Source organism: Roseibium sp. RKSG952 (genome assembly GCF_009711355.1).
Map to the genome: position 1 here is coordinate 1 of NZ_SMMF01000880.1, position 18,009 is coordinate 18,009.

Annotated in this window: 16 protein-coding genes; 10 read left to right on the forward strand and 6 right to left on the reverse strand. The window is 56.3% G+C overall.

Features of this window, described 5'->3' with window-relative positions; translation table 11 throughout:
• Positions 1 to 121: 121 nt before the first annotated feature.
• From E1297_RS13200 to E1297_RS13215, 4 genes are read right to left on the reverse strand one after another with little or no spacing between them, the layout of a single operon-like run.
• Complete coding sequence (locus tag E1297_RS13200) at positions 122 to 1,093, reverse strand: D-glycerate dehydrogenase (RefSeq protein ID WP_155138868.1); 972 nt, start codon at positions 1,091 to 1,093, stop codon at positions 122 to 124.
• Complete coding sequence (gene sucD, locus E1297_RS13205) at positions 1,093 to 1,983, reverse strand: succinate--CoA ligase subunit alpha (protein WP_155138825.1); 891 nt, start codon at positions 1,981 to 1,983, stop codon at positions 1,093 to 1,095. Before sucD ends, E1297_RS13200 begins: the two co-directional genes overlap by 1 nt.
• Positions 1,983 to 3,179, reverse strand: a complete 1,197-nt coding sequence (locus tag E1297_RS13210; RefSeq protein WP_155138827.1) for a malate--CoA ligase subunit beta — start codon at positions 3,177 to 3,179, stop codon at positions 1,983 to 1,985. The genes sucD and E1297_RS13210 overlap by 1 nt, the downstream gene beginning before the upstream one ends.
• 14 nt (positions 3,180 to 3,193) lie before the next feature.
• Positions 3,194 to 4,435 (reverse strand): aminotransferase class V-fold PLP-dependent enzyme, encoded by a 1,242-nt coding sequence (locus E1297_RS13215; protein ID WP_155138829.1) that lies wholly within the window; start codon positions 4,433 to 4,435, stop codon positions 3,194 to 3,196.
• A gap of 219 nt (positions 4,436 to 4,654) precedes the next feature.
• Between E1297_RS13215 and E1297_RS13220 the strand changes: the two genes are divergently transcribed.
• Complete coding sequence (locus E1297_RS13220; protein ID WP_155138831.1) at positions 4,655 to 5,284, forward strand: response regulator transcription factor; 630 nt, start codon at positions 4,655 to 4,657, stop codon at positions 5,282 to 5,284.
• A gap of 49 nt (positions 5,285 to 5,333) precedes the next feature.
• Here E1297_RS13220 and E1297_RS13225 read toward each other — a convergent pair whose 3' ends face one another.
• The gene (locus tag E1297_RS13225; RefSeq protein WP_196223301.1) at positions 5,334 to 5,855 is read right to left on the reverse strand and encodes a DUF2796 domain-containing protein; all 522 of its coding nucleotides are present in this window, start codon (positions 5,853 to 5,855) and stop codon (positions 5,334 to 5,336) included.
• Positions 5,856 to 6,261: 406 nt separating this feature from the next.
• Between E1297_RS13225 and E1297_RS13230 the strand changes: the two genes are divergently transcribed.
• The 9 genes from E1297_RS13230 to speB all read left to right on the forward strand — a co-directional run bounded on the left by E1297_RS13230 (position 6,262) and on the right by speB (position 17,344).
• Positions 6,262 to 7,533, forward strand: coding sequence for an imelysin family protein (locus tag E1297_RS13230; RefSeq protein ID WP_155138835.1), 1,272 nt, complete (start codon positions 6,262 to 6,264; stop codon positions 7,531 to 7,533).
• A 154-nt stretch (positions 7,534 to 7,687) separates the two neighbouring features.
• Positions 7,688 to 7,981 (forward strand): bacterioferritin-associated ferredoxin, encoded by a 294-nt coding sequence (locus tag E1297_RS13235; RefSeq protein WP_155138837.1) that lies wholly within the window; start codon positions 7,688 to 7,690, stop codon positions 7,979 to 7,981.
• A 379-nt stretch (positions 7,982 to 8,360) separates the two neighbouring features.
• A complete protein-coding gene (locus E1297_RS13240) occupies positions 8,361 to 9,908 on the forward strand; it encodes a di-heme oxidoredictase family protein (protein WP_155138839.1) in 1,548 nt (515 codons plus the stop codon).
• 4 nt (positions 9,909 to 9,912) lie between these two features.
• Positions 9,913 to 10,923, forward strand: coding sequence for an imelysin family protein (locus E1297_RS13245; protein WP_155138841.1), 1,011 nt, complete (start codon positions 9,913 to 9,915; stop codon positions 10,921 to 10,923).
• Between the two features lie 5 nt (positions 10,924 to 10,928).
• Positions 10,929 to 12,017 (forward strand): DUF1513 domain-containing protein, encoded by a 1,089-nt coding sequence (locus E1297_RS13250; RefSeq protein ID WP_155138843.1) that lies wholly within the window; start codon positions 10,929 to 10,931, stop codon positions 12,015 to 12,017.
• Positions 12,018 to 12,118: 101 nt separating this feature from the next.
• Positions 12,119 to 14,008 carry a biosynthetic arginine decarboxylase gene (gene speA, locus E1297_RS13255; protein ID WP_155138845.1) on the forward strand — a complete coding sequence of 630 codons (1,890 nt, stop codon included), beginning with the start codon at positions 12,119 to 12,121 and terminating at the stop codon, positions 14,006 to 14,008.
• Between the two features lie 25 nt (positions 14,009 to 14,033).
• On the forward strand, positions 14,034 to 15,257 hold the full coding sequence (locus E1297_RS13260) for a saccharopine dehydrogenase family protein (protein WP_155138847.1): 1,224 nt from the start codon (positions 14,034 to 14,036) through the stop codon (positions 15,255 to 15,257).
• Between the two features lie 78 nt (positions 15,258 to 15,335).
• Positions 15,336 to 16,505: a carboxynorspermidine decarboxylase gene (gene nspC, locus E1297_RS13265; protein ID WP_155138849.1), complete on the forward strand. Its 1,170-nt coding sequence runs from the start codon at positions 15,336 to 15,338 to the stop codon at positions 16,503 to 16,505.
• Positions 16,502 to 17,344 carry an agmatinase gene (gene speB / locus E1297_RS13270; RefSeq protein ID WP_155138851.1) on the forward strand — a complete coding sequence of 281 codons (843 nt, stop codon included), beginning with the start codon at positions 16,502 to 16,504 and terminating at the stop codon, positions 17,342 to 17,344. The genes nspC and speB overlap by 4 nt, the downstream gene beginning before the upstream one ends.
• Here the strand turns inward: speB and E1297_RS13275 are convergent.
• The gene (locus E1297_RS13275) at positions 17,341 to 17,931 is read right to left on the reverse strand and encodes an HD domain-containing protein (protein ID WP_155138853.1); all 591 of its coding nucleotides are present in this window, start codon (positions 17,929 to 17,931) and stop codon (positions 17,341 to 17,343) included. The two genes, speB and E1297_RS13275, sit on opposite strands and share 4 nt — an antisense overlap.
• Positions 17,932 to 18,009 lie beyond the last annotated feature (78 nt).

Genomic DNA, 18,009 nt, shown 5'->3' on the forward strand with positions numbered 1-18,009 from the left:
CGGTCAGACAAGGACTGGGTGAAAAATCCGTCAATACGTTGAGGGGCATTCATTTTGTTACCTCCAGAAAAAGAACCTCCCATCCGGCACCGACCTTCGGGAGGTTTAGTGGGGATTGGGACTAGATCACGCGATCTCGGGGCGGGCGACCGGCAAAGAAATCGCCGAGGTTATCCAGAACACGGAAACCCATCGCTTCGCGTGCTTCACGCGTTGCACTGCCGAGATGCGGTAACATCACCAGATTGTCGCATTGCAGCAGATCCGGGCTGATCCGGGGCTCTCCATCAAACACATCAAGTGCAGCTCCGCCAATGACATCGAACATCAGTGCCTGGATCAGCGCGAATTCATCAATAACTTCGCCACGCGCGGTGTTGATCAGGAAGGCACCGGGTTTCATGAGGTCGAGACGACGAGAGTTGATCAGATGACGATTTGCAGCTCCGCCCGGGCAGTGTAGCGAGACGAAGTCGCATTGCGGCAGCAACTCGTCCACAGAATCGACCTGAGTAGCATTGCATTGCTGAAGCACCTCGGGCGACACACGGCTGCGATTTTGCACCACGATATTCATACCGAACCCATGATGGGCACGGCGGGCCATTTCCTGACCGATACGACCAAAGCCGATGATACCAAGGGTTTTGCCGCTAACCTTGGTGCCAACCAGATGGGTCGGACGCCAACCCGACCAATTCCCGGCGCGCAGCTCCCGCTCGCCTTCACCGGCACGGCGGGCGACCATCAACAACAAGGTCATGGCAAGATCAGCTGTGCATTCAGACAACACATCGGGTGTGTTGGTCACGGTCATGCCCAACTCGCGGGCCGAAGGCTCGCAGATATGGCTGTAGCCAACTCCATAATTGGCAAGGATCTTGGTCTGCGCGGCAGGCACATCCAAAGCCTCGGCATTCAGGGTGTCGGTGACGGTGGGAAGCACCGCATCATAGTGATTCAGCGCATCGCGGATCTCAGCCGGAGACATGGGTTTGTCCCCGGTGTTGAGCACGGCATTGTAGTTTTCGGCCAACTGCGCCTCGACGGCAGCAGGCCAGCGACGGGTTACAAGGACCGAAGGCTTTACCATCACGCAGCCTTTCCCATAACGCGAGCGATTGTTTCGCCAATCACAGCCGGATTTTCCGCAACGGTTACACCTGCTGCAGAAAGGATCTCAACCTTTTCAGAAGCACTTTCACCAAAGGCCGAGATGATCGCACCCGCATGCCCCATCGTCCGGCCTTTGGGCGCAGTCAGACCTGCCACATAAGCCACAACCGGTTTGGAGACGTGGTCCCGGATATATTCGGCGGCCTCCGCCTCCTGCGGCCCACCAATCTCACCGATCATGGCAATGATTGCTGTGTCCTCGTCTTTTTCGAAACGCTCTAAGATATCGCGGAACGAGGAACCATTGATCGGATCACCGCCAATACCGACGCTGGTTGAAACACCGATGCCACGCTCTTTGAGCTGTGCCGCAGCCTCGTATCCCAGCGTGCCTGAGCGCCCAATGATCCCGACATTCCCGGGCAGATAAATATGACCGGGCATAATGCCCAACAGCGCCTTGCCCGGGCTGATGGTTCCCGCGCAATTCGGTCCGGTCAGGACCATACGCTTCTCCTTGGGGTAACGGTACATGTAGCGCTTGACCCGGATCATATCCTGCGCCGGGATGCCGTCTGTGATGCAGACACAGTAGCGAATACCTGCATCCGCCGCTTCCATGATCGAATCCGCGGCAAATGGCGGAGGTACAAAAACCAGGCTGGCATCTGCACCGGTGGCTTCGACAGCCTGTTTGACGGTGTCGAAAACCGGGACACCTTCAACGGTTTCTCCGCCTTTGCCCGGAACCACACCGCCCACAACATTGGTGCCGTACTCCAGCATGTCCTTGGTATGGAAGCGCGCCATGCGTCCGGTGATACCCTGAACGATAACGCGGCTGTCGCGATCGAGAAGAATGCTCATTACACAGCCCTCATCTTGGTGCCTTGAGAAAGATCGTTCTGCCAGGCGCCAACAGCCCTTTCGGCAGCCTGCATCAGAGTGGTTGCCCGAATGATTGGAAGCCCGGATTTGGCCAGAATTTTCTGCCCTTCTTCGACATTTGTTCCGGCAAGTCGCACCACCACCGGGATATCGATCTGCAGTTCGCGCAGGGCCTGCACGACACCTTCTGCCACCCAATCGCAGCGATTAATTCCGGCAAAGATATTGACCAACACCGCCTGCACATTGCTGTCGGACAGAACCAGGCGAAATGCCTTGGCCACACGTTCAGGGGATGCACCTCCGCCGATATCAAGGAAATTGGCCGGTTCACCGCCTGCCAGCTTGATCGTATCCATCGTCGCCATGGCAAGACCGGCACCGTTGACGATACAGCCGATGTTTCCTTCGAGCCCAACATAGGACAGGCCTCGATCCGCAGCGCGGCTCTCACGTGGATCTTCCTGGCTTTTGTCGCGCAGTTCGGCGATTTGCGGATGGCGGAACAGAGCGTTGTCGTCAAAGCTCATCTTCGCATCCAGCGCCAGCACGCGATCATCACCGGTGATCACCAGAGGATTGATCTCGACCATGGTTGCATCCAGATCACTAAAAGCAGCGTAGCACCCTTGCAATGTGCGAACCATCTGCTGGATCAATCGTGGTTCCAGGCCAAGATTGAACGCAATTTCACGCGCCTGAAATTCCTGCAAACCAACCGCAGGCTCAACGATTGATCGTACGATGCTGTCGGGGCGTTCAGCAGAAATCTCTTCGATCTCCATTCCGCCTTCGGACGAGGCAACGATCATCACGCGCTGGCTGGACCGGTCCAGAACAAAACCAAGATAGATCTCGCGATCAATCGGGACCGCAGCCTCAACGTAAACGCGGTAAATGCCTTTGCCTTCGGGGCCGGTTTGATGTGTTACCAGCTTGCGACCGAACAGATCATCACAGGCTTCGTAGATTTCGCTTTCCGTGTTGCACAGTTTGACGCCGCCAGCTTTGCCGCGCCCACCCGCATGGACCTGAGCCTTGACAATCCACTTGTCGCCACCAAGTTCGCGCGCCCGGTAGGCCGCTTGTTCGGGGCTGTAAGCCAAGGCCCCTGATGGTACATCGACGCCGAAATTCGAGAGAATTTCCTTGGCCTGATATTCATGAATATCCATCTGCTTGCTCCGGTTTAGGCCGCGATTGAGGTGCCGTAACGGCTTTCCAACAGTGCTTCGATTGCTTCGTGATCGACCTGTCCGCCAAGCTCGCGCAGAGCTTCGGCAAACAGCCGGATTATGCGGCTGACGGACTGACGATTTAGCTGATTCAAGATACCGATCCGCACCTGTACCGGTTCGCTGAGCGTGGGCCAGATGCCGAAACCACGAGCACGGCAGTTCTGAACCAGTTCCATTTCACGCCCGGCCAGTTCTGGTGGCAGGTTTAGAACTACGAGGCTGGGCATGTCGGACGTAACTTCACAGCCCATTTCAACAACGGCGTCACGCAGAACCTTTTCATGTGTCCGGTACGCAAGCGAACGTTTGACAAGGCCTTCCTGCAAGGTCAGACGCAACGCTTCGTGGAATGCGGCGACTGCATAGCCGGAATGGGTGCGGTGATAGGTGCCTTTCTCCACATCCTGACCGTTGACCACACCCCAATGGCGCGCCTCGAAGATCGGATTATGGACATAGCTGTAGGCACCGCTTGATTTCAGCGACTCGATGTACGCGTCGGTAAAGCTGACGGGCGCATAAGTCAGCGGCAGGCAGCACAAGCCCTTCTGTGGGCAGGATGCCCAGCCTGCGACTCCGGGATAGTCATCGATCGAAAAGCTATCCACGCCAAGCGACGAAACCGCGTCGACCAATCCCATTGCGTCGTGGCGCTCGCAAGCATCCGAAAATCCGCGCAGGTCGTTGATGCGGCCCGAGCCAGTTTCCCAATGTGCCATGAAGGCCCACTTGGGTTTGTGTTGGGCAAGCGCCTTTTCGACGATGTCACCCGTCACCGGTTCCCCATGAGGCACCTCGACAACAACGACGCTCGCAGCCTTGGGATCAAGCGGATTGGCCGCGTGCTCCTGCGAGGTGGCAGCTTTGATCCTGAGCGTCAGCGCATCAATGCCTGAAAAGGTGCCATTGGCAAAAGCAACCACCTTGTCGCCCGGCATGACGGCCGAGAACATTGTGTCCAGGGCACTCCAACCGGTTCCGGCAACACCGAACGTGTAGGTGTTCTTTGTGCCCCAGATTTCGCGCAACATCAGTTTGCATTCAAGCATCCCGCGCAGAACATCGCCCTGCATGTGATCAGCGACACCAGCATTGGCGAAAGCTTGCAGAACACGAGCGTCGGTATTCCCTGGTCCCGGGCCAGCGGCCAACGTCTCGGGAATCTCCAAAGGCGGATAGATTTGAAATGTCATCGGCGATCCTCCTCAACTATGGGATCGAAACAGGTCCCATACATCGCGTTGGTGGACAGAAAACCGATGCTTGATGCAGTGCGCAACGTAGCTTACTACTGCTTTAGCAAACCTAAATGGATAGGTTAAAACCTACCCATTTGTGTAAGAATACCGAAGTATACCGCAAAATAACCCACCTAAATGGGTAGTTTTTGGAAAAAATAGGCGTGAATTCAAATGTCTGCAAATCCTGACACTCCGATCGATATCGTGCTGGCGGACAACAACCCGTTGGTCCTGTCTGCGATGTCAGAGATCTTTGAACGCGACCCGCGATTCTCTTTGGTCGCGACATCAGCTACAGCCGAAGGGTTTCTGGGCGCTGTTATCCGGGTTCCGGTACAGGTCTGTGTTGTTGCCTGGAACCTGCCGGTACTGGGCGCAGCAAAGCTGATCGAAGTGATCCGCGAGCAGGAAAATGCGCCACGGTTTGTTGTCTATGGCGATGAAGCCGGGGACATACCGCGCCTGGCTATGCAAGCTGGCGCAGCAGGGTTCGCCCCGCGGTCCGGCGAGGTCGAGGTTTTGCTGGAGACGTGCGCCGATGTCGCCGCTGGCAAAATGGTTTTTCCATTCATCGATGTTCGTAAGATGCAACAGGATCCGATTCAGAGCTTGTCGCGTAAAGAACGCGCAATCCTTGAAGCGCTGGCCAAAGGTTTGTCCAATCGCGATCTGTCAAAGGAACTGCAGATTTCAACCAATACAGTGAAATTTCATCTGTCCAATATTTACGAGAAACTCTCGGTTAAAAACCGAACCCAGGCGATTGCATATTTTTATTCGTCAAAATTCTCGGATGGGTAGAGTTTAGTGGGTTGAGAGCTGGCTGCGCTGAGACCCTGCTTCAACTAGATCAAAACATACCAGCCAGATTTGCCAGTGGCGTCTCACGCGCCACGCTGAATGAGCGTTCGCCTTGGATCGATTGCACTTCAATTACCAGTTCTTCTGCGTTCTCGAACCTTTCAAAATAATCGAAACGCACGTCATCAACTGCATCGGGGTCCTGGCATCGAATTAAGTACTCAGCCTGAAATTCCGTGTGAGGCTCGGTCGTCTCTTCAGAGGTTGAAGAAACTGCATCGCCTTGCTCCTGGTTGTCCGCCGCGCCTTCACCATCATGACTGTGTGCACCGTCAACCAGTGTCACGTTCGCCGATACAGCAAAACATCCAGCCTCCTCCGGTACGACAAACAGCTCCAGAGGGTTAGTCAAATCCGATATCGCCACCGCAACTAATGCGCGATCTTCGTCATCAGCAGCAGGATGCTCGAAACCGACGATATCAGTGCCTGGAACCGCAAGAGATAAGGTGAATTCCGCTCCGGCAACCGAAATGCTCAGAAAACCAGAACCATGGGTGTGTTGTTCCATTGGCCGTGCTTCCTGGGCAATTAGGCCCCCGGGGCATAGGAGTAAAGCCAGAACCGCACGTTTCATAACCGGATCAACACAAAACCAAGAATCACATGCATCATTTTAGCTGCTTTGCGAAGTCGCGCAATGATTGCGCGCTGACCTATCCCTCACCGAATATGGGTAGCCGGATTTAGGCAACTCATGGCGAGTTCAGGTTTTCAAACCTGGCAGCGGACCTTCAAACTGCAAACGGATTACACGTCATTGCCTGAAGAAAAAACCGTTGTGTATCAAGTGCGACATTATTCCCGACAATAAAACTCAGGTTGACTTAACCGACTAATTCACTCAGAAAACTCGCGCAGGCGCCCTTAGTCGAGCGCCCAAAGAATATCGTTTCTGACAGGAAAGATCATACGTCATGATTAAGCTATTTACTGCGACAAGTGCCCTGACACTGTGCATTGCAACCGCCGCATCCGCAGGCGATGCCCCCTCGAAAGCCGATGTGCTGAACACCTACGCAAACATCGCCGAAGCCAAATATGATGACAGCCTGATTGCCGCCAAATCCCTTCAGGCCGCTGTGGCGGCGTTGATCGCCGAGCCGTCGGACGCCAACCTGAATGCCGCCCGTGCCGCATGGGTTGCCGCGCGCGTTCCTTATCAGCAAACCGAGGTTTATCGTTTCGGCAATGCCATCGTCGACGATTGGGAAGGTAAAGTGAACGCCTGGCCGCTGGATGAAGGCCTGATTGACTATGTCGATGCTGCCTATGGCGGTGCAACTGACGAAAACGAATTCGCCGTCCTGAACGTTATCGCAAACCCCAGCTTCGAGCTGTCAGGCGAAACCGTTGATGCGGCCGAAATTACGCCCGAGCTGCTGGCAGATACCCTGCATGAGGCAGACGGCATCGAAGCAAACGTTGCGACCGGCTACCACGCAATCGAATTCCTGCTGTGGGGCCAGGACATGAACGGCCACGGTGCAGGCGCAGGTAACCGCCCCTGGACAGACTTCGCGCAGGGTGATGACTGCACCGGCGGCAATTGCGACCGTCGTGCCCAGTACCTGAGCGCAGCGACCGATCTGCTGGTCAGCGATCTCGAGTGGATGGCTGCGCAATGGCAGGAAGGTGGTGACGCACGCGCTGCTCTTACAGAAAACGAAGATGCAGGCGTCAGCGCAATCCTGACTGGTATGGGCTCGTTGTCTTATGGTGAGCAGGCAGGCGAACGCATGCGCCTGGGTCTGATGCTGAATGATCCGGAAGAAGAGCATGATTGCTTCTCGGACAACACCCACAACAGCCACTACTATGATGGCCTGGGCATTCAGAACGTCTATCTCGGCAACTATGTTCGCATCGACGGCACCCCGGTTCAGGGCGCATCCCTGTCGGATCTGGTCGTTGCAGCTGACCCCGCGCTGGACATTGAAATGAAGGCGAAACTGTCGAACACCATGCAAGCTCTGGGTCGTTTGAAATCCACGGCCGAAGCTGGCTTTGCCTATGACCAGATGCTGGAAGCAGGCAATGCTGGTGGAGAAGCGTTGATCATGGGTGGCGTTAACGGTCTGGTTGATCAAACCAAGACCATCGAGCGTATCGTCGCCATACTCGAGCTGGATCAGATCGAGTTCGAAGGCTCTGACAGCCTGGATAACCCGGACGCCGTGTTCCACTAATCCCCTCGCAGGCTTTAACACCCAGCCGATCGGAAGCGCAGGCAAAAACCTGCGCTTCCAAGCCTCCGGATCACAAAGAAGTGCTCTTTCTTTCTGGACGGCCAACAAATAACTTACTATTTGAGTAAGAAATCAGCCAACCGGTCGAGTCGCTATGATCGTATGCCACTGCACCAATATCTCGGACACCGAAATTCGCGCCGCAATTGATTGGATGCGAACGGCTGATCCGCAGGCCATCATCACGCCGGGTAAAGTCTATCACGCCCTTGGAAAATCGGCAGATTGTGGGGGCTGTATGCCTCTGTTTCTGGACACGATGCGCTCTAGTGACAATCTGGAAGTTCCAATGCAGCTACGCATGCTGAGTGCGGATGGAACACAAGTGAATGTCGCTGAAAAGCGATCCAAAGTGCGTCGCAAATCCAAACAAATCGCGGCGGCATGAATTGATCCGGGGCAACCAGCATTGGTTGCGCGACCGCCCGCAGGAAGACTGGCCACTGGTCAAAGGCACTATGAACCAATCGTCAATGAAATGGGAAAGCGGTCAGGTTGATCCAATAAATCAAATTTTTTTAGGCCCATCCCGACTTCCGCAAGCTTGACGCGATAGGGATCGGGAATACACCAGAGGAAACAATGGGATGCAATCTTGCGAACGAGCTCAGGCAAGAGCATCCATAAAGGAAACGCGCGAATACTGCCGGGAAGCCGGTGACTATGTATCGATGCCACTGTTCGAAAGGCTGTGTCCACCAAAGGGGACCATATCGGCTTTGTCGAAACTCAGCTCGATCTGTATGAAAGGATTGGCTAAGCCAACTATGTGCAGTTCAACGCGTCTAAACTGGGCGAGAAAGACCAACCTCGCCGTCCTGCCGATTACCTTGCTGGGGGCCACTCAGGTGCTCGCTTCCGAGCTGCAGGACCCTCACCTCAACATAACTCCCCGAACCGAAGATGAACGCTTGCGGATCGAAGCGGTTACTGCAGCGCCACAGGATTTTTCGACCCCGCAACGGTTTGAAGATCTGAGCGCCGGAGCAGCGACGGTCCGCGTGCGGACCGATGCGGATGCGTTCTCTTTGCCATCAGGCAATATTAGTTTCGAACAGGAACTGGACTTCAGAGTCGGAAACGGGCTGTTCAAGAAAATATGGGTCTCGTCTCCCTCATCGACACTGGCCTCAGACGGTTTGGGCCCGTTGTATAACGCACGCTCGTGCCAACGATGCCACATCAAGGATGGCCGAGGTCATACACCAGCCAATGCTGACGACAACGCGATCTCGATGTTTTTGCGCGTGTCTATTCCCGGCTCGCCTGAAGATGCCCCGGCGGAAATCGAAGACTACATCGCCACCCTGCCCGACCCGAACTATGGCGGCCAGATGCAGGATTTTGCGCTTGCCGGTCATCCCGCCGAATACCGATTGGACATAACCTACGAAGAAATCCCCGTCGAACTATCCGAAGGTGAGGTCGTTTCCCTGCGCAACCCCACCTATACGGCCGCTGATCTGGGCTACGGCCCTTTGCATCCCGAAGCGATGCTCAGCCCGCGGGTCGCGCCGCAGATGATCGGACTGGGTTTACTCGAGTCCATCCCTGTCGAGGATTTGCTGGCCAACGCTGATCCAGACGACGTGGATGGCGATGGCATTTCGGGGCGCCCCAACATCGTCTGGTCGGTTGAATTTGACCAACCCATGATGGGCCGTTTCGGTCACAAGGCAGGAATGCCCACGGTGATGGAGCAATCCTCTGCCGCCTTTTCCGGCGATATCGGGATTTCCACCCCTCTTTACCCCGCCCCTGCAGGCGATTGCACACCGGCCCAGACCAACTGCATTGAGGCGCCCCACGGGGACAACGATGTGCGCGGTTTCGAAATCGATCAGCAAGGTATGGACCTTGTTGCATTCTACAGCCGCAATCTAGGCGTTCCGGCGCGTCGGGACACCGATGATCCTGAGGTTTTGCACGGTAAAGAGGTGTTCCACACCAGCGGCTGTGCTTCCTGCCATGTCCCGTCATTTGTCACCCACAGAATGCAGGATCGCCCCGAACACAGTTTCCAATTGATCTGGCCATACACCGACCTGTTGCTGCACGACATGGGTGACGGCCTCGCCGATAACCGCCCCGAGGCCCGGGCTACGGGGCGTGAATGGCGCACGCCTCCACTTTGGGGTGTTGGTCTGACAGAGCGTGTCTCGGGCCACACTCAGTTTTTACATGATGGCCGTGCCCGTTCTTTACTTGAGGCGATCCTTTGGCATGGAGGCGAGGCTCAGGCAGCTCGCGATACCGTTGTGTCCATGCCTAAAGCCGACCGCGACGCCCTGATCCGCTTTCTGGAGAGCCTTTGATCCCATGCGCACCACTGTTTTTGCCACCGCGTTGCTGATACCACTTACCGCGTTTGCTCAGGATCGGGGCCCAATCTTGTTGGACGTGACAGAGACGCATGTCCTGCCTCGATTTGCTGAACTTTCTGAAGCGACCCAAGCACTGGTTAACACTGCGCAGTCTGATTGCGTGCCTTCATCAACTGCTTTACGTGAAGTCTATGGCACCGCGTTTGATGCCTGGATTTCGGCGAGCCACCTGCGTTTCGGCCCTTCAGAAACCGATGACCGCGCCTTTGCGTTGGCCTTTTGGCCAGACACAAAGGGATTCACCCCCAAGGCTCTATCCAAGATGATCGCCAGCGAAGACGCCTCAGTGCAGGATCCCGATGCCTTTGCGGAACAATCAATCGCCGGGCGCGGATTCTTTGCACTGGAACGGCTCTTGTACGATCCAGCCTTCGAAGAACAGGGCAGCGCAGAATATCGCTGCAGTCTTATTCAGGCCATTGCCGCCGATATCGACCGGAATGCCGACGCGATTAATGTCGACTGGCAAAGCTATGCACCAAAGCTGACACAACCCGGCGAAGACAGCCCCTATCGCGATGGCGATGAGGCAATGCAGGAACTGTACAAGGCTCTGCTCACAGGCCTGCAATTTACTGCCGACACTCGGTTGGGTCGCCCCATGGGTACTTTCGACAAGCCCCGCCCAAACCGAGCCGAAGCACATCGTTCCGAGCGCTCTCAGCGTCATGTCGAACTGTCTTTGATCGCTCTGCGCGACCTGGCTGCCCGACTGTCCTTCGATCATCCTGAAATCGCAGCAGATTTGGATGCGGCATTTTCAAAAAGCATAGATCGCGTACAGTCGCTGGAAGATCCAGCTTTTGCAGATGTCGCAACACCGCAAGGCCGGTTCAGGCTTGAGGCCTTGCAGCAATCGATCAACGATATTCGCCAAATAGCGGTAACCGAGCTTGGCCCAACTCTGGGCATCAACGCCGGTTTCAACTCGCTCGACGGGGATTGATCGCGATGACCAGCAGGCGTCACTTTCTTGCAGGTCTTGCAGCTGCCAGTCTGGCACCTGTTCCGGGATGGTCCGCAGTCGGCACCCCTGATTTTCTGTCAGCTGCGTTGTTTCCGGACGGATCGTACAGGTTAGTTGGCTTGAATGCGGACGGGTCGATCCTTTTCAGCCTGCCGCTGCCTGATCGTGGGCATGCCGCCGCGGCGCACCCGATACATGCGCAAGCCGTTGCTTTTGCACGCCGCCCCGGCACTTTCGCGTTGGTCATTGATTGTTCAACCGGAACAGAAATCGCCAGACTTTCCGCCCCGGAAGGGCACCACTTTTATGGCCACGGAGTGTATTCGCGAAACGGGGCACTGCTTTTTACTACCGAGAACGACTATGAAGCCGGTGAAGGGATGATCGGGATCTGGGACGCGGCAAATGGCTATGTGCGACTGGGTTCCTTTTCCTCTGGTGGAATAGGTCCTCACGACATGGCGCTGATGCCGGATGGCGCTTCTCTCGCAATTGCCAATGGTGGCATTGAGACCCACCCCGATACCGGGCGTTCTAAACTGAACCTGCCCACAATGCAGCCGAACTTGACCTATTGCGACCTGAACGGACAGGTGCTTGAGCAGGTGCAATTGCCAGCTGCGTTGCACAAGAATTCGATCCGCCATTTGGCACTTCGACAGGATGGGCTCGTGGCGTTCGCCATGCAGTGGCAAGGCAACAAAACGCAACATCCCCCGCTTCTGGGACTACATTTCAGAGGAGATGAGCCCAAGCTTCTGTCTGCGCCCGATGACGCACAAAACACTCTGCAGGGTTACGCGGGCAGCGTAGGGTTTTCCAGCGACGGCCGGACCGTCGCCATCACCTGTCCACGCGGTAATGCCCTGCATTGCTTTGACACGACAAGTGGTGCATTTACCGGCGCGTTTGCACTGCAAGATGTCTGTGGTCTGAGTTCCGGGCCAACCGGTCTGATTTACACGACCGGAAACGGCGACGTGGGACGTCTGGCGACATATGGGGCTGAAACTCGGGCAACCGCTCCTTGTCAGTGGGACAATCATCTGGTTCCGGTAAGCACCGCCGTATAACTCCCCCAAAAAGGCAACACATAGATTACACTTGGAAGAATCAAGCGGCTGCCGTATTGGCGGGCGCGAAACTGACCGCCTGATTCCTGAGGATGACCTGATTGAAACATTCGACTGTTGCGCCGCATTCCGTTTATGGAGTTGAAAGGTGGGGTAAAGGCCTCATCGAGGTGACAGAGGATGGCGAGATCGGATTGCGAAATCCGCTGGCGCCTGAGGCAGAGGCTATCAGCCTGCCCGGTATATTAAACGATCTGGATCAGCGCGGCATCAAATCACCGATGATCCTGCGGATCAGCTCTTATCTGGAGCACGAAATCGCGCATATCAATGAGAGCTTTGCCGACGCAATAGCACGCACTGGTTACGGGGGCAGCTATCGCGGTGTCTTCCCGATCAAAGTGAACCAGCAGGCGCAGGTCGTCGATCGGATCGTCGAGTTTGGCAAGAAGTACAACTACGGTCTCGAAGCAGGATCCAAACCCGAACTGGTGATTGCCCTGGCGCACCGTCTAGCCAGCGAAGCGCTGATCGTCTGCAACGGCGTCAAGGATGCCGAGTTCATCCAGCTTGCCATCCTCAGCCGCAAGATCGGATTCAATACGGTCATCGTTCTGGAAAGCCCGAAAGAGGCTGACACGGTGATCGAAGTTTACAAAGAACTAGGCATCGAGCCCCTGATCGGTGTGCGGGTGAAACTGACCAACCAGATCAGCGGCAAGTGGGAGGAAAGCTCGGGCGACCGGTCCGCCTTTGGGATGAACACCGATCAACTTGTCGCAACGGTCGACAAGCTGAAAGAGGCCGGGCTACTGCATTGTCTGAAGCTTCAGCATTCGCATCTGGGCTCTCAGGTGCAGGACGTCAACGATGTGCGCCGCGCCGTGGGCGAAGCCTGTCGCTATTACACCGAACTGACGCGCGAGGGTGTCCCGCTGACCCATCTGGACCTCGGTGGTGGTATGGGTGTGGATTATACGGGTGAAAAGAAAGCGGCTGAGAATTCTATCAACTACACGGTCGAGGAATACTGCGCCAATGTGGTGGAAACCGTGGCCTACGCGATGGATGAGGCTGAAGTTAGCCACCCAACGCTAGTCACTGAAAGCGGCCGCGCCGTGGTCGCCACGTCTTCAATGCTGGTGTTCAATGTGCTGGAAAGCACTTTGTACGATGCTCCAAACGGTCCAGAAGTTGAGGCGGACGACCATCATATGGTCTCAGATTTAGCAGCCGTGCACGGATACCTCAGTAAAGATCGACTGCAGGAATGCTGGAACGACGCCACTTTTTATCGCAATGAACTTCGTGCCCTGTTCCGCCGCGGCTATGTTGATCTGCGCCAGATGGCCCGCGCCGAGCGAATCTACCTGTCGCTAATGGCCCGCCTCAAGGCACTGGCGGCAAGTGATGATCTGGAAACGGATGTCGACGATCAGCTTGAGAAAGTGGCCGACATCTATCACTGCAACTTCTCACTGTTTCAGTCTTTGCCAGACGTCTGGGCCATCGACCAGCTGCACCCGATCGTGCCGCTGCAGGGCCTGAACCAAAAGCCCGACCGACGCGCTGTCTTGTCTGACATCACCTGCGACAGCGATGGTAAAATCGACCGGTTCATTCTGGCCGACGGTGTTTCACCTAGTCTGCCGGTGCATTCACTGCCCGAAGAAGACGAATACTACATGGGCGTCTTCTTCGTCGGCGCCTATCAGGAAACGCTGGGCGATCTGCACAACCTGTTCGGTGACACCAACGTCGTGACCATCGACTTGCGCGCAGATGGCGGATTTGACCTGCTGCACGAGCAAGAGGGCGACACCATCAGTCAGGTCCTGTCCTATGTCGAGTTCGACCCCAACGACTGTGTCGCCGCCTTCCGCAAAATGGTGGACGAGGCGATCTCGACCGGTACTCTGAAAGCCAAAGACCGCAAAACCCTGATGAGCGCCTATCGCGACTCGATCAATGGCTACACCTATTATGAATAACCCCCTATGAGAGGAGATCACCCCCATGGGTTCATTTACTGGCAAAACACTGGTTGTCGGCGCGGGCGGCGTATCCCACGCCGCAGTGCACAAGATGGCGATGAATTCGGACATCTTTACCGAAATCACTCTGGCCAGCCGCACAAAATCGAAATGCGACGCCATCGCCAAGGCGGTGAAAGAACGCGTGGGCGTTGATATCGCGACCGCCGAGCTAGATGCCTACAAGGTCGAGGATACGGTCAAACTGATCAAGGAAACCGGCGCCGAAATCCTTGTGAACCTTGCCCTGCCTTATCAGGATCTGGTGCTGATGGATGCATGTCTTGAGGCCGGGATCCACTACCTCGACACCGCGAACTATGAGCCCGAGGATGAAGCCAAGTTCGAATACCACTGGCAGTGGGCCTATCAAGAGCGGTTCAAAGAGGCCGGCCTGACCGCCATCCTCGGCTCGGGTTTCGATCCGGGCGTGACCAGCGTGTTTGCCAAATGGCTCAAGAAGCACAAGCTGGACACTATTCGCCAGATCGACGTTCTGGACGCCAATGGCGGCTCGAACGATCAGGAATTCGCCACCAACTTCAACCCCGAGATCAACCTGCGCGAAGTGCTGGCCGAGGTGCGCCACTGGGAAAACGGCGAATGGAAACACTCCCCCGCCATGACCCATAAGGTCGAGTTCGACTTCCCCGCGATTGGCCAAAAAAACATGTACCTGATGTATCACGAGGAACTGGAGTCGCTCTCGACCCACTTCCCGGAGATCGAACGCGCCCGCTTCTGGATGACCTTCGGCGACGCCTACATCACCCACGCCAAAGTGTTGGAAAATGTCGGCATGACCCGCATCGACCCGGTAATGCATGACGGCAAGGAGATCATCCCGATCCAGTTTCTGAAAACCTTGCTGCCTGATCCCGGTGATCTGGGTGCGGAAACCAAGGGCAAGGCCTGTATCGGCGATATCGCCACGGGTCAGGCCAAGGATGGCTCGGGCGAGAAGACCTATTACATCTACAATATCTGCGACCACGAGGAATGTTACGCGGAGGTTGGATCACAAGCGGTTAGCTACACAACCGGTGTCCCCGCCATGATCGGTGCAGCGCAGGTTCTGAAAGGCAACTGGAACGAACCCGGCGTGTGGAATATGGAACAGCTCGACCCGGATGACTTCATGGACATGCTGAACGAACACGGCCTGCCGTGGCAGGTCCGCGAACTCGACGGCCCGGTCGAGTTCTGATCCGCTAGTTTCATCTGGCTAAAACACTTCAGGGTTCGGGGGAGACCCCGGCCCCTCGTCAATACGGAGACGCCGGTTATGTCCGACATGATGACCACGCAGGCGGGCGACGCCGGAGCCTTTCGCACTTTTGACCTGAGCCGCGTGCCGAGCCCCTGCTTCGTGGTCGATGAAAAGGCCGTCGAGCGGAATCTGACCATTCTCTCCGATATCGGAACCCGGTCCGGTGCGCATGTGCTCAGTGCCCTCAAGGCGTTCTCGATGTTTTCGCTTGCCCCGCTCATCCGCCAGCACCTCGGTGGCACCTGCGCCAGCGGCATCTACGAGGCGCGTCTGGGGCGCGAAGAATACGGCGGCGAGGTCGCAACCTTTTGCGCCGGGTACAAGGACGCTGACATGGATGATATCCTTTCGCTGTCCGACCACATCATCTTCAACTCGCCAGCGCAAAAGGACCGCTTCCTCGCCAAGGCGCAAGCCGCAGGCGTTCAGGTTGGTCTGCGCATCAACCCGGAACATTCCGAGGGGGAAATTCCCAAATACGACCCCTGCGCGCCGTGTTCGCGCCTGGGGACACCGGTCAGCCAGCTGACGGCAGAGGCCCTGACCGGCGTTGATGGGCTGCATATGCACACGCTCTGCGAACAGGGGTTCCAACCCTTGCAGCGGACATGGGAAGCGGTCGAACCCAAACTCAAACCCTTCCTTGGCCAGCTCAAATGGCTGAACTTCGGCGGCGGCCACCACATCACCCGCGACGATTACGACCGCGACGGGCTGGTGAAGTTCATCAAAGACATCCGCGAAAAATACGGCATCGACGTCTATCTCGAACCCGGAGAGGCGGTGGCGCTGGATGCGGGCATTCTGGTCGGAGAAATCCTCGACCTGCCCACCAACGGTATGAACCTCGCCATCACCGATATCTCTGCCACCTGCCACATGCCCGACGTGATCGAGGCTCCCTATCGTCCTGCTTTGATGGATGAAGCCGAGGCTGGCCACACCTACCGTCTGGGCGGTCCCTCCTGTCTGGCCGGTGATGTGATTGGCGACTACACGTGGGAGGATCCGTTGGAGATCGGCCAGCGCTTTGCCTTCCTTGATCAGGCGCATTACTCGATGGTCAAGACCAACACGTTCAACGGCGTTCCCCTGCCCACAATCGCGCTTTGGAACAGCGAAACGGACGAACTGAAGATCATCAAACAGTTCGGCTACGACGATTTTAAGGACCGACTCTCATGAGCATTTTCCTCGACAGTGAACTGGCTGTATCCGAACGCACCGAAGACGCCCGATTCCGTGTGATCCCGGTGCCGCTGGAGCGCACAGTGTCCTACGGCTCGGGCACGGCCAAAGGCCCTGCAGCAATCATCGAGGCCAGCAACGAGCTGGAACGCATCACCGGCCATGCTGAGCCATGTGTTGAGGGCATTTTCACCGAAGATCCAGTCGATTGCGACGCCTCGCTACCCGAGATAATGGCCCGCCTGTCCCAGCGCACCGAAGCCGCGGTTCGAGCGGGCAAGATACCGGTCACTCTGGGTGGAGAGCACTCACTCAGCTACGGCGCCGTCATGGGAGTGGCGCGCGCATTGGGGCAACCAATCGGAATCGTCCAGATCGATGCACATGCCGACTTGCGCGACGCATATCAGGGCGAGAAACACAGCCACGCCTCAGTCATGCACCTGCTGGCCGAGGAAGGTATCAAACTGGCCCAATTCGGTGTGCGCGCCTTTTCGACTGAAGAAGCAAAAAGCCGCCTGAAAAACCACGTATTCCACGTAGACGCCGAAGAACTTGTAACCGGAAATATCCACGCTGTTGACCTGCCCGAGGATTTCCCCGAGCTGGTCTATGTCAGCTTTGACGTCGACGGGCTGGACCCCTCGCAAATGCCTGCCACCGGCACGCCAGTGCCAGGCGGGTTAGGCTATTACCAGGCGCTGCGGCTAGTCGAACACGCGCTCAAGGGCCGCAAATGTGTGGGCTTCGACGTGGTTGAGTTAGCCCCGGACGGCAATGCCGCCTGGGACTTTACTGCCGCACAGATCGTCTATCGGTTGATGGCGGCCTGTTAACCTTCGGACGTTTCGTTCAGTTCCATATGCCCCTCGCCTTTGTTCAGGACACGGCGCAGCATGGGCTCAAAAAACTCCAGCGGCTTGGTCGGATATTCCGGATCGAAAGCCTTCTGGTCGTATTCATGACAGAAATGACGGCAATCCTCCCAATGAGGGCTGTCGCGGTACTTGTCGCGTGCGTTACGATCTCCGCCCAGATGGTGATTGTAGTAGTAGCCTTGGAACACGCAGTGGTGCTTGAGAATCCAATAAGTCTTTTCGGTTACATAAGGTTTCATCATCGCAGCGGATAACTCGCCGTGGTTGTAGGGCGATAGAATGTCTCCTGTGTCGTGTATCAACGCCGCGACGACCAATTCCTCGTCGGCACCGTCCTCATAGGCACGGGTCGCGGCCTGCAGGCTGTGCTGATAGCGGTTCACCGGATAGGGCGTCCACTCTTCATCCAGCGAACGAATGGCGTCGAGAATCCGATCCGGAAGGGCGGCATTATACGCCTCTTCATACTCCATCACAGCATCCCAATCGGCCTTGGTGGCTTCTTCGAAACTGGTCCAGGTGGGTTTGTGGCTCTTGTCCAGCATGGCGCGTCCTTTGGCTAATGACCTGCCCTCAGTTTAGCGAAGCCAAATTGGATGAAAAAATGAATTGATTTTATCAAT

Bases quoted from the DNA above. Each gene is read 5' to 3' on its own strand.
- E1297_RS13245 (WP_155138841.1), top strand. From the start codon at position 9,913: ATGCGCACCACTGTTTTTGCCACCGCGTTGCTGATACCACTTACCGCG.
- speB (WP_155138851.1), top strand. From the start codon at position 16,502: ATGAGCATTTTCCTCGACAGTGAACTGGCTGTATCCGAACGCACCGAA.
- E1297_RS13275 (WP_155138853.1), bottom strand. From the start codon at position 17,931: ATGCTGGACAAGAGCCACAAACCCACCTGGACCAGTTTCGAAGAAGCC.
- sucD (WP_155138825.1), bottom strand. From the start codon at position 1,983: ATGAGCATTCTTCTCGATCGCGACAGCCGCGTTATCGTTCAGGGTATC.
- E1297_RS13200 (WP_155138868.1), bottom strand. From the start codon at position 1,093: ATGGTAAAGCCTTCGGTCCTTGTAACCCGTCGCTGGCCTGCTGCCGTC.
- E1297_RS13240 (WP_155138839.1), top strand. From the start codon at position 8,361: ATGTGCAGTTCAACGCGTCTAAACTGGGCGAGAAAGACCAACCTCGCC.
- E1297_RS13215 (WP_155138829.1), bottom strand. From the start codon at position 4,435: ATGACATTTCAAATCTATCCGCCTTTGGAGATTCCCGAGACGTTGGCC.
- E1297_RS13225 (WP_196223301.1), bottom strand. From the start codon at position 5,855: ATGGAACAACACACCCATGGTTCTGGTTTTCTGAGCATTTCGGTTGCC.
- E1297_RS13210 (WP_155138827.1), bottom strand. From the start codon at position 3,179: ATGGATATTCATGAATATCAGGCCAAGGAAATTCTCTCGAATTTCGGC.
- nspC (WP_155138849.1), top strand. From the start codon at position 15,336: ATGTCCGACATGATGACCACGCAGGCGGGCGACGCCGGAGCCTTTCGC.
- E1297_RS13260 (WP_155138847.1), top strand. From the start codon at position 14,034: ATGGGTTCATTTACTGGCAAAACACTGGTTGTCGGCGCGGGCGGCGTA.
- E1297_RS13230 (WP_155138835.1), top strand. From the start codon at position 6,262: ATGATTAAGCTATTTACTGCGACAAGTGCCCTGACACTGTGCATTGCA.
- E1297_RS13235 (WP_155138837.1), top strand. From the start codon at position 7,688: ATGATCGTATGCCACTGCACCAATATCTCGGACACCGAAATTCGCGCC.
- E1297_RS13250 (WP_155138843.1), top strand. From the start codon at position 10,929: ATGACCAGCAGGCGTCACTTTCTTGCAGGTCTTGCAGCTGCCAGTCTG.
- E1297_RS13220 (WP_155138831.1), top strand. From the start codon at position 4,655: ATGTCTGCAAATCCTGACACTCCGATCGATATCGTGCTGGCGGACAAC.